The 10,902-nt window shown below is 67.0% G+C and carries 8 protein-coding genes; 6 read left to right on the top strand and 2 right to left on the bottom strand.

Going from position 1 to position 10,902, the window contains the following annotated elements; genetic code table 11:
- Positions 1 to 317 precede the first annotated feature (317 nt).
- The 4 genes from dctP to QLQ86_RS17860 all read left to right on the top strand — a co-directional run bounded on the left by dctP (position 318) and on the right by QLQ86_RS17860 (position 5,199).
- Positions 318 to 1,421: a TRAP transporter substrate-binding protein DctP gene (gene dctP / locus QLQ86_RS17845; protein ID WP_282817848.1), complete on the top strand. Its 1,104-nt coding sequence runs from the start codon at positions 318 to 320 to the stop codon at positions 1,419 to 1,421.
- Positions 1,422 to 1,527: 106 nt separating this feature from the next.
- Positions 1,528 to 2,031, top strand: a complete 504-nt coding sequence (locus tag QLQ86_RS17850; RefSeq protein ID WP_282734396.1) for a TRAP transporter small permease subunit — start codon at positions 1,528 to 1,530, stop codon at positions 2,029 to 2,031.
- Positions 2,028 to 3,356, top strand: a complete 1,329-nt coding sequence (locus QLQ86_RS17855) for a TRAP transporter large permease (protein WP_282817849.1) — start codon at positions 2,028 to 2,030, stop codon at positions 3,354 to 3,356. The genes QLQ86_RS17850 and QLQ86_RS17855 overlap by 4 nt, the downstream gene beginning before the upstream one ends.
- Before the next feature lie 235 nt (positions 3,357 to 3,591).
- Positions 3,592 to 5,199 carry an ABC transporter permease gene (locus QLQ86_RS17860; RefSeq protein ID WP_282817962.1) on the top strand — a complete coding sequence of 536 codons (1,608 nt, stop codon included), beginning with the start codon at positions 3,592 to 3,594 and terminating at the stop codon, positions 5,197 to 5,199.
- Here QLQ86_RS17860 and QLQ86_RS17865 read toward each other — a convergent pair.
- On the bottom strand, positions 5,116 to 6,243 hold the full coding sequence (locus QLQ86_RS17865) for an ABC transporter ATP-binding protein (protein ID WP_407650122.1): 1,128 nt from the start codon (positions 6,241 to 6,243) through the stop codon (positions 5,116 to 5,118). The genes QLQ86_RS17860 and QLQ86_RS17865 overlap by 84 nt on opposite strands.
- 299 nt (positions 6,244 to 6,542) lie before the next feature.
- On the opposite strand from QLQ86_RS17865, the gene QLQ86_RS17870 reads away from it, so the two are divergent.
- Entirely contained in the window at positions 6,543 to 7,574 is a 1,032-nt protein-coding gene (locus tag QLQ86_RS17870) for a Fe(3+) ABC transporter substrate-binding protein (protein WP_282817850.1), read from the top strand.
- A gap of 58 nt (positions 7,575 to 7,632) precedes the next feature.
- Here the strand turns inward: QLQ86_RS17870 and polA are convergent, their stop codons facing one another.
- Positions 7,633 to 10,401 carry a DNA polymerase I gene (polA, locus tag QLQ86_RS17875; RefSeq protein ID WP_282817851.1) on the bottom strand — a complete coding sequence of 923 codons (2,769 nt, stop codon included), beginning with the start codon at positions 10,399 to 10,401 and terminating at the stop codon, positions 7,633 to 7,635.
- A gap of 155 nt (positions 10,402 to 10,556) precedes the next feature.
- Between polA and QLQ86_RS17880 the strand changes: the two genes are divergently transcribed.
- Positions 10,557 to 10,850 (top strand): DUF2782 domain-containing protein, encoded by a 294-nt coding sequence (locus tag QLQ86_RS17880; protein WP_282734401.1) that lies wholly within the window; start codon positions 10,557 to 10,559, stop codon positions 10,848 to 10,850.
- Positions 10,851 to 10,902: the final 52 nt, after the last annotated feature.

The raw sequence follows: 10,902 nt of genomic DNA on the forward strand, positions 1-10,902 counted from the left end.
TCAACTTTGGTCTAAGGGTGCGCGGCCTTTCAACGTTGCCGGGCATTTCGGCATTGCAACATGATTGTCATACGTGCGTTTCAACTCTTTGATTGAAAAGATATTATCCCAATCCATGCGGTGGCCTTGCGGGGCACGTCCCAGGCCCGGAGGCAGCCAGGGCCCGGTCGAACATCTCCGTCGTCCCATGCTAGCTTGTTTCCTGTTGCCGAGTTGCCCGGACGGTCAGGCCCGCTCCGCAGGCGGCCGCTTCCCGGCACCGACGGCCGTTCCATCGACTTCTGGACAAGCAGAACAACCCACAAGGGAGCACCTCAATGAAGAAGATGCGCAAGTTCGCCCTCACCGGGCTGGCAGCGGGCGTCGCCCTCGCCGCCATGAGCTCCACCGCCCAGGCCCAGGAACAGTGGACCATGACCACCACCTGGCCGGACAACCTGGACCTGATCCAGATCGACCGCCACTGGGCGGAGCTGGTCAACAAGCTCGCCGGTGACGAGGTGCAGATCGAGTTCCGTGCCGGCGGCACCCTGATGCCCGGCACCGAGGTCTTCGATGCCACCGAGACCGGCAGCATCGAGGCCGCCGGCGACTGGCCGGGCTACTGGGCCGGTCGCAGTCCGGCCTTCTCGCCGCTGGCCACCACCACCAGCCTGTTCAATGGCGTCGACTACCTGAACTGGATCATGGAGTGGGGCGGCTGGGAGCTCTACCAGGAGGTCTACGGCCAGTACAACATGGTCTACCTGCCCTACGGCATCACCAACAACGAGTCCGGCTTCCGCGGCGGCACGCCCATCGAGAGCATTGCCGACCTGGATGGGAAGCGCCTGCGCCTCTCCGGTCGCGACCAGGGCCGCGTGCTCGAGGAACTGGGCGGTTCCCAGGTGACCCTGGCCGGCGGCGAGATCTACCAGGCCATCGAGCGTGGCGTGGTCGACGGTGCCGAGTTCTCCACCCCGGGCGTGGACTACAAGGCCGGCTTCTCCGAGGTGGCCGACTACTGGTCCGTGCCGGGCTGGCACCAGTCCGCCAGCGTGTTCGGCGTGATGATCAACCAGGATGCCTGGGACGCCCTCTCCGAGGAGACCCAGGAGAAGCTGAAGATCGCCGCCGAGGCCACCATGGCCTGGTCACTGGCCTGGTCCGAGCGCGAGTCCACCGAGGGCACGGTGAAGTTCCTCGAGGACGGCACGGAGATCAACCAGCTCTCCGAGGAGGACCTCGCCGAGATCCAGCGCATCACCAACGACGTGATCGTCCAGGGGGCCTGCGAGGACCCGATGCACGCCAAGGTCTACCACTCCATGATCAGCTACCTGGAGCACTACGCCAAATGGCGTGACGTCTCGGTGCCCTACAACATGAGCCGCGTCACCGACGACCTGCCCTCGCTCGAGGAGATCGAGGCCTGCATGTAAGGCCCCGCCGGGGTCCTCCCCCGGGAGGGCCCGCTGGCCGGCCGGCGGCTGATCGTCGCCGGCCGGCCGAACGTCGTGTTCCCACTGATTCACGAGATCCCCGCTCATGAACGCCATTGCCAAGGCCATCGATGCCCTCAACGAGGCATTCGGTCGCCTGATCGCTCCGCTGATCGCCGTGATCACCCTGATCGTGATCTACGACATCGCCATGCGCTTCTTCATCGGACGCCCCAGTGACTGGGCCTTCGATACCACCAAGATGCTGTTCGGCGTCCATTTCATGCTGATGGCCGCCTATGGGCTGCGCCACCATGCCCACGTGGAGGTCGACGTCCTCAAGCGGCTGCTGTCGCGCCGCAAGCAGGCCGCCCTGGAGATACTCGGCTACCTGATCTTCTTCGTGCCCTTCATCTGGATGCTGCTCACCCTGGGCTGGGACTTCTTCCTGCGCTCCTTCAGCCGCGGCGAGACCACCTATGGCATGGTCGCCATCCCCGTCTACCCGGTGAAGGCGGTGATCGTCATCGCCGCCTTCCTGATCCTGCTGCAGGCCGTGGCCATCGTCATCCGCGCCATCCAGCAGCTGCGTGAGGAGGAGCCCGCATGAGCCCCGAAATGCTCACCCTGTTCATGTTCGGCGGCCTGCTGGTCGGCCTGTTCATGGGCCATCCGCTGGCCTTCGTGCTCGGCGGCATCGCCGTGCTCGGCGCCTGGCTCGGCCCCGGCGCCAAGATCCTCGGCACCCTGATCAACAACATCTACGGCAACGCCATGGACAACTATGTCCTGGTGGCCATCCCGCTGTTCATCCTGATGGCGCGTTTCCTCAACGATTCAGGGGTCACCGAGAAGATGTTCGAGGCGATGCGCCTGCTGCTCGCCAACCTGCGCGGCGGCCTGGCACTCACCGTGGTCATCGTCTCGGTGCTGCTGGCCGCCACCACCGGCATCGTCGGGGCCTCGATCGCGGTGATGGGCATGATCGCCCTGGTGCCGATGCTCAAGTACGGCTACAACAAGGAGCTCAGCACCGGGGTGATCATGGCCAGCGGCTGCCTGGGCATCCTGATCCCGCCGAGCATCATGCTGATCCTGATGGCCAGCTACTCGCCGGTCTCGGTGGGCGCGCTTTTCGCCGGCGCCCTGGTGCCGGGCCTGCTGCTCGGCGTGATGTATGCCCTCTATGTGCTGATCATCTGCCACGTGAAGCCCTCCTACGGCCCGCTGGTGCCGGCGGCGGAGCGCGCCGAGACCAGCACCCGCGAGCTGCTGGTCATGCTGGCCAAGTACGTGCTGCCGCCCATGTCGCTGATCCTCGGCGTGCTGGGCGCCCTGTTCACCGGCATCGCCACGGCCACCGAGGCCTCGGCGATCGGCGTGACCATCGCCTTCGTGCTGTTCCTGATCTTCGGCGACCGCAAGGCCTCGACCTGCTACCGCACCCTGATCGATGCCAGCAAGACCACCACCATGGTGATGCTGGTGCTGGTCGGCGCCACCGCCTTCACCGGGGTGTTCTCCCGCGGCGGCGGCATGCAGGTGATCCACGAGCTGGTGATGGCGATGCCGGGCGGCACCACCGGGGCGCTGATCCTGATGCTCTTCCTGGTGTTCATCCTGGGCATGTTCCTGGACTGGACCGGCATCGTGCTGCTGAGCTTCCCGATCATGCTGCCGATCGTCGAGAGCATGGGTATCGACGTGCTGTGGTTCGTGGTGATGGTCGCCGTGGTGCTGCAGACCTCCTTCCTCACACCGCCCTTCGGCTATGCGCTCTTCTACCTGAAGGGGGTGGCGCCGCCCGGGGTCGAGATCGTCGACCTCTACAAGGCGGTGATCCCCTTCTGCGCGCTGATCGTGCTGGCCTGCGTGCTGATGGCCTTCTTCCCGGCACTGGTCACCGGCCTGCCCTCCCTGCTGATCGGCTACTGAGCCTCCCCTGCCGGCACCCCCTGACGCCCGCCGCTCATTGAGCGGCGGGCGTTTGCCTTGATCCGGGGCAACCGCAATGGCTGCAGCCACGGGGGCCAGCTGATACAATTCTCACGCGCAAATGCCTCGCATCCACACCGCCTCCAGAGCTCGCTGGAAGGAGACCTCGTTGACCAGTCCGGCCAGTTCCCGCGCCCCGTCCCGTCTGTCGTTGCCCTTCAATGTCTGGAACGCCCTGACCCTCGGGATCGCCCTGATCGTGGCACTGCCGGTCATCGTGGTGTTGGCCCACCTGTTTATGCCCACCGAGGGCATCTGGCAGCACCTGGGCAGCACGGTGCTGCCCAGGTATCTCGTCAACACCCTCTTCCTGGTGGTGACGGTGGGGCTCGGCACCTTCGTGATCGGCACCGGGACCGCCTGGCTGGTGGTGATGTGCCGCTTCCCCGGGCGTCGACTGTTCGAGTGGGGACTGCTGCTGCCGCTGGCGGTACCGACCTACGTGATCGCCTATGCCTACACGGATTTCCTGCAGTTCGCCGGCCCCGTCCAGACCTGGCTGCGGGAGAGCCTTGGCTGGTCGGCCGGCGATTACGTCTTCCCCGACATCCGCTCCCTGTGGGGGGCGGCCACCCTGATCACCCTGGTGCTCTATCCCTATGTCTACATGCTGGCGCGGGCGGCCTTCCTGGAGCAGTCGGTGTGCGTGCTGGACGTGGGGCGGACCCTGGGGCGGGGTCCCTGGCGGCTGTTCACCAGCGTGGCCCTACCGCTGGCGCGGCCGGCCATCGTCGGCGGCGTGTCGCTGGCGCTGATGGAGACCCTCAACGAGTTCGGGGCCGTGCAGTACTTCGGGGTCGACACCTTCACCACCGGCATCTATCGCACCTGGTTCGGGATGGGCGAGCAGGTGGCTGCGGCCCAGCTCGCCGCCTGCCTGCTGGCCTTCGTCATCGCCCTGGTGCTGCTCGAGCGCGCCTCGCGCGGCAAGCGCCGCTATTTCCACACCACCGGTCGCTACCAGCACCTGCCGGAGTTCGCGCTCCATGGCTGGCGGGCCTGGGCCGCCACCCTGGCCTGCCTGGCGCCGGTGCTGCTCGGCTTCCTGATCCCCAGCGGCCTGCTGGGCTACCTCTCGGTCCAGGGCGGGGATGCGCTGTTCGGCTCGGCCTTCCTGGGCTTTGCCGGCAACAGCCTGCTGCTGGCGTCGCTCGCCGCGGTGGTCGCCGTGAGCCTGGCGCTGCTGCTCAGCTACGGCGCCCGCCTGCACCCCGGCAAGGTGACGCGGGTCGCGACGCGCGTGGCCGCCATGGGCTATGCGGTGCCCGGTTCGGTGGTAGCGGTGGGCATCCTGATCCCCTTCGTGTGGATGGACCACCAGATCAACGACGTCATGAAGAGCCAGTTCGGGGTCGTGGTGGGGCTGCTGCTCAGCGGGTCAGCCTTCATCCTGGTGTATGCCTACCTGGTGCGCTTCCTCGCCGTCTCCTTCAATGCCATCGAGGCGAGCCTGGGCAAGGTGACGCCGAGCATGGATGCGGCCTCGCGGACCCTGGGTCAGACGGCGGGCGGCACCCTGCGCAAGGTGCACACTCCGATCATGCGCGGCAGCCTGATCGCCGCCGGCATCCTGGTCTTCGTGGACGTGATGAAGGAGCTGCCGGCCACGGTGATCCTGCGTCCCTTCGACTTCGACACCCTGGCGATCCGCGCCCACAGCCTGGCCGCGGACGAGCGCCTGGCCGAGGCCTCGACCTCGTCACTGGCCATCGTGGCAGTAGGCATCCTGCCGGTGATACTGCTCAGCATCGCCATGCGCCGCTCCCGCCCCGGCAGCCGCTGAGGGTGCAAGGGGGAAGACGAAGACCTGAGAGGCATCCAGGCCGATCATGACCGGCTGGCCCTCCCGGGGCAGGAAGACCCCCGGGGCCCGGGCGTGCAGGTGGCTCTCCCCGCCGTCGGGGGAATGGGCGCAGATGTGCAGCAGGCTGGTGCGGCCCAGCAGCTTGGCCATGATGACATGGCTATGGTGATGTTCCGGCGGCTCGTCCAGTGGTACCACCCGCAGGGCCTCGGGCCGGATCATCACCTGCACCCGGCTGCCTTCGGGCAGCCCCCCGCCTGAGACGTCGCCCACTGGCGTCGCCACCTTGCCGTCCACCACGCGTCCCTCGAGTTCGTTCACCTCGCCGAAGAAGGTGACCACGAAAGGGTCGGTGGGGGCGCAGTAGAGGTCCAGCGGCGTTCCGGCCTGCACCACCCGACCTTCGCGCATCAGCACGATGCGATCGGCCATGAACATGGCCTCCTCCGGGTCGTGGGTCACCAGCAGCACTCCTGCGCCCACCTTCTTCAGCACGTGCAGGGTATCGTCGCGGATGCGGTCGCGCAGGCGGGCATCGAGACTGGAGAAGGGCTCGTCGAGCAGCATCAGCTGCGGCGCCGGCGCCAGCGCCCGGGCCAGGGCGATGCGTTGCTGCTGCCCTCCCGAGAGCATGTGCGGGAAGACCCGGGCATAGCGCTCCATGCCCAGCAGCTCGAGAAGCTCATAGGCCCGGCGACGTCGCTGCTGGGCGGGCTGCGACTCGAGCCCGAAGGCCACGTTGTCGAGCACCGAGAGGTGCGGGAAGAGCGCCGAGTCCTGGAAGGCCAGGCCGACGTTGCGCTTCTCCGGCGGCACATGGGAACGCCCGGCGCGCCCCATCGACTCGCCACCCAGTTCCACACGCCCCTGCTGCACCACCTCGAGTCCCGCGGCGATCCGCAACAGGGTGGACTTGCCGCAGCCGGAAGGCCCCAGCAGGCAGACGATCTCGCCGGGCTTGACCTCGAGGGAGACATCTTCCACGGCCAGGTGCTGCTGGTAGGCATGGCGGATCTGGTGCATGGCGAGAACGGGTGCCACGGCAGCATTCTCGTCGATCGGGAGCATCGGTTGGCTAGTCATGGGATCTGAGCGGCCATTGAGAAAGGTGTGTCCTGCATGGTAACGCGAAAGCCTCCTGAATGCGTTGTACTATCGCTCGCATTTCGCTCCGCCGACTGTCAAGGCACGGCGACCCCTGACCTGGATCAGGTGGCCCGCCGGCGGGGCTTGACGACGGTGGCGGGAGGCGCTTCAATAGCGTAAGTGTAATGCAAAGCATTATCATTCGAAACCGCAACCCCGCAACACGAGGTGTCTCCATGCCGCTGAATCGTCGTCTCACCGTGCCCCTCGCCGCCCTGGTGGCCGGCTCCGCCATGGCCTCCCAGGCCGCTGCCGCCGAGGAGCTCAATGTCTACTCGGCTCGCCACTACGATTCCGACGAGGCGCTCTATGCCGCCTTCACCGAGCAGACGGGTGTCGAGGTCAACGTCCTGGAGGGCGACTCCGACCAGCTGATCCAGCGCCTCAAGCTGGAGGGCGAGGCCAGTCCCGCGGACGTGATGATCACCGTGGATGCCGGACGCCTGTGGCGCGGCGAGCAGGAGGACATCTTCGCCAGCGTGGACTCGGAGGTGCTCGACGAGCGGCTGCCCGACTACATGCGTCATCCGGAAGGCAAGTGGTTCGGCTTCAGCCAGCGCGTCCGGGCGATCTTCATCGACCCCACCGAGGTCAATGCCGACGAGATCACCAGCTACGAGGACCTCGCGGACCCGAAGTTCGAGGGCCAGGTCTGCATCCGCTCCTCGAACAACATCTACAACCAGTCCCTGCTGGCCTCGCTGATCGCCCACCACAGCGAGGAAGAGGCGGAAGCCTGGGCCAAGGGCGTGGTCGACAATTTCGCGCGTGACCCCGAGGGCGGCGACACCGACCAGATCCGCGGCGTCGCCAGCGGCGAGTGCAACATCGCCCTGGCCAACCATTACTACTACGTCCGCCTGGTCAACTCCGACCAGGAAGCCGACCGCGAGGCGGCCGAGAAGGTCGAGATCGTCTTCCCCAACCAGGACGGTCGCGGCGCGCACGTCAACGTGGGCGGTGCCGGCATGGTGAAGGGCGCGCCCAACGAGGAGAACGCCGTGCGCTTCCTCGAGTTCCTCGCCTCCGACGAGGCCCAGGCACTCTTTGCCACCGGCAACTACGAGTTCCCCGCCGTGGAATCCGCGGAGACCGATGGCGTCATCGCCTCCTGGGCCGACTTCAAGAAGGATGACCTGAACGTCAGCGTGCTGGGCGAGAACAACCCGGAGGCGATTCGTATCTTCGATCGCGTCGGCTGGCGGTAAGCCGTCAGGCCAGCCCCGGACGAAAACGCCACCGCAGCCGCGGTGGCGTTTTTCATGGTCAGTGGGCCTCGTCCCAGTTGGCCCCACTCTCGGCCTCGACGGTCAGCGCCACGTCTAGCCGGGCGGCGCCTTCCATGCGCCCCTTCACCTCCTCGATGAAAGCCTCGACCTGGCCCTCGGCCACCTCGAAGACCAGCTCGTCGTGGACCTGCATCACCATCACCGCATCGAACGCCTCCCCCGCGAGCCAGGCATCGACGTCGATCATGGCGCGCTTGATGATGTCCGCCGCAGTGCCCTGCATGGGGGCATTGATGGCGGTGCGCTCGGCGCCCTGGCGACGCGCGCGGTTCTGCGAGCGGATCTCCGGCAGGTGAAGGCGCCGACCGAAGACCGTCTCCACGTAGCCATCATCGGCCGCCTGGGCACGGATGCGTTCCATGTAGCGGGCCACGCCGGGGTAGCGGTCGAAGTAGCGGTCGATGTAGGTCTGCGCCTGGCCGCGCTCGATGTGCAGCTGCCGGCCGAGGCCCCAGGCGCTCATGCCGTAGATCAGCCCGAAGTTGATCGCCTTGGCACTGCGACGCTGGTCGGGCGAGACCTTGGACAGCGCCACCCCGAACACCTCGGCGGCGGTGGCGGCGTGGATGTCGCGGCCCTCGGCGAAGGCCTCGAGGAGTCCCTTGTCGCCGGAGAGGTGGGCCATGATGCGCAGCTCGATCTGCGAGTAGTCGGCGGCGACGATGCGGTAGCCGGGCCGGGCAATAAAGGCCTGCCGGATCTTGCGCCCCTCCTCGGTACGAATGGGGATGTTCTGCAGGTTGGGATCCGATGACGACAGCCGGCCGGTGGCGGTGACCGCCTGGTGGTAGCTGGTGTGCAGCCGTCCGGTGGCCTTGTTGACCAGCCGCGGCAGCTTGTCGGTGTAGGTGGACTTCAGCTTGGCGAGACCGCGGTGCTCCATGATCACCTTGGGCAGCGGGTAGTCCAGCGCCAGCTCCTCTAGCACCGCCTCCGCGGTGGAGGGCGCCCCCTTGGGGGTCTTCTTGATCACCGGGATCTTCTGCTCCTCGAACAGGATCTGGCCGAGCTGCTTGGGCGAGCCGAGGTTGAACTCGCGACCGGCGAGCGCAAAGGCCCTGGCCTCCAGCTCGCGGATGCGCGTCTCGAGCTCACGGCTCTGGGCATGCAGCTGCTCGGGGTCCAGCGCCACCCCGGTGCGCTCCATGCGCGAGAGCACCGGGATCAGCGGCAGCTCGATCTCCTCGAGCACCTCGGCCAGCCGACCCTCGGCCTCGACGCGGGGACGCAGCTCCCGGTGCAGGCGCAGCGTGATGTCGACGTCCTCGCAGGCATAGGGCGCGGCCTGCTCCAGGGCCACCTGGTTGAAGGTGAGCTGCTTGGCGCCCTTGCCGGCGATCTCCTCGAAGGAGATGGTCTTCTCCCCCAGATACTTGAGCGCCAGGGAGTCCATGTCGTGGCGGGTCGCCGTGGAGTCGAGCACATAGGACTCCAGCATGGTGTCCTCCAGGGGCCCGGCCACCTCGATGCCCTGGTTGGCCAGCACCGAGATGTCGTACTTGAGGTTCTGGCCGACCTTGGTCCTTTGCCCATCCGTCAGCAGTGGCTTGAGGGCGGCGAGCACGGCGTCCCGGTCAAGCTGCTCGGGGGCGTCGAGGTAGTCATGGGCCAGCGGGATATAGGCCGCCTCGCCCGCTTCCAGCGACAGCCCCACGCCGACCACCTGCGCCTCCATGTAGTTCAGGCTGGTGGTCTCCAGGTCGAAGCAGAAGGTGTCGCTCGCCGTCAGCCGCTCGAGCCAGGCCTCGAGGTCGGCCTGCGCGAGGATGACATGGTCCTCGCGCGCGCCACGGCTGCCCGAGCCGGTCGCCCCCTCGTCCTGGGCCGGCACCGGCGTGCCGCCCGCCGCGTCGTCGACTCCTTCATCCTTGCCCTCGAGCAGCTCGGAGAGCCAGGCCCGGAACTCCAGCCGGCGGTAGAGCTCGAGCAGCGCCTCGCGGTCGGGATGGGCGATGTCCAGGTCATCGAGCCCCACCGGCAGCTCGCAGTCGGTCTTGATGGTGGCGAGCTGGTAGGAGAGGAAGGCCTGATCGCGGTGCTCCTCGAGCTTCTTCGGCAGCGTCTTGGCGCCGCGAAAGCCCAGCTCCTTGACCTTCTCCAGGTCCGCATAGAGGGTCTCGAGCCCGCCATCCATGCCCTGCAGCAGGCCCAGCGCGGTCTTCTCGCCGACCCCCGGCACGCCGGGAATGTTGTCGACCTTGTCGCCCATCAGGGCCAGGAAATCGATGATCCGCTCCGGCGGCAGGCCGAACTTTTCCTTCACGCCTTCCACGTCCAGCGTCTCGTCCTTCATGGTGTTGACCAGCGTGATGTGCGCGTTGACCAGCTGGGCCATGTCCTTGTCGCCGGTGGAAATCACCGCATCTCGACCCGCCTCGGTGGCCTGGTGGGCCAGGGTGCCGATGACGTCGTCGGCCTCCACGCCCTCGATGCACAGCAGCGGCAGCCCCAGCGCCTTCACGCAGTCGTGCAGCGGCGCCACCTGGGAGCGCAGGTCGTCGGGCATCGGCGGCCGGTGGGACTTGTACTGCTCGAAGAGCTCGTCGCGGAAGGTCTTGCCCGGGGCGTCGAAGACCACCGCCATGGGGCTGTCGGGATAGTCCTTGATCAGACGCTTGAGCATGTTGAGCACGCCCTTGATCGCCCCGGTGGGCTGGCCGTCGGAGGTAGTCAGTGGCGGCAGGGCATGGAAGGCGCGGTACAGATAGGAGGAACCGTCGACGAGAACGATGGGCGTATCGGCCATGTAGGGCATCCATTGAAGCGTGGCGTGAGGTGATCCTGATCATCCATGATACGCATTGCCGACGCCTTTTGCCGCGGGTGGTAGGCCGGGCGGCCGCAAGCCCCTACACTGGGGGTATCCCTGCATCCCCGCCCCGTGCGGCCCTGGAGGTCACCATGAAGAAGTTCCCGAGACGCTTGAGCACCGCCCTGCTGCTCGCCCTCGCCCTGGCCACCGGTGGCAGTGCCCTGGCGCAGTCCTCCGCCGACCTCGAGCCGGACATCACCGTCCGCCAGGAGGAGGAGCGCACCATCCGCGAGTACCGCGTCAACGGCGAACTCTATGCCATCGAGATCCGCCCCTCCTCCGGCCCCTCCTACTATCTCGTCGACCATGACGGTGACGGCGACTTCGAGCGCCGGGAGGGCGACCGCATCGCCGTTCCCCAGTGGGTGCTGAAGACCTTCTGAGCCCGCGGCCACCCCGCTTCGGACTCCCGGCCCTGGCAGGCAAACCGCCGCA

The sequence above is a fragment of the Halomonas rhizosphaerae genome (genome assembly GCF_030012485.1).
GTDB classification, from domain to species: Bacteria; Pseudomonadota; Gammaproteobacteria; order Pseudomonadales; family Halomonadaceae; genus Halomonas; species Halomonas rhizosphaerae.

Excerpts from the sequence above, each read along its gene's own strand:
- QLQ86_RS17870 (WP_282817850.1), top strand. The coding sequence starts at position 6,543 with ATGCCGCTGAATCGTCGTCTCACCGTGCCCCTCGCCGCCCTGGTGGCC.
- QLQ86_RS17880 (WP_282734401.1), top strand. The coding sequence starts at position 10,557 with ATGAAGAAGTTCCCGAGACGCTTGAGCACCGCCCTGCTGCTCGCCCTC.
- QLQ86_RS17855 (WP_282817849.1), top strand. The coding sequence starts at position 2,028 with ATGAGCCCCGAAATGCTCACCCTGTTCATGTTCGGCGGCCTGCTGGTC.
- QLQ86_RS17850 (WP_282734396.1), top strand. The coding sequence starts at position 1,528 with ATGAACGCCATTGCCAAGGCCATCGATGCCCTCAACGAGGCATTCGGT.
- QLQ86_RS17865 (WP_407650122.1), bottom strand. The coding sequence starts at position 6,243 with ATGCACCAGATCCGCCATGCCTACCAGCAGCACCTGGCCGTGGAAGAT.
- dctP (WP_282817848.1), top strand. The coding sequence starts at position 318 with ATGAAGAAGATGCGCAAGTTCGCCCTCACCGGGCTGGCAGCGGGCGTC.
- polA (WP_282817851.1), bottom strand. The coding sequence starts at position 10,401 with ATGGCCGATACGCCCATCGTTCTCGTCGACGGTTCCTCCTATCTGTAC.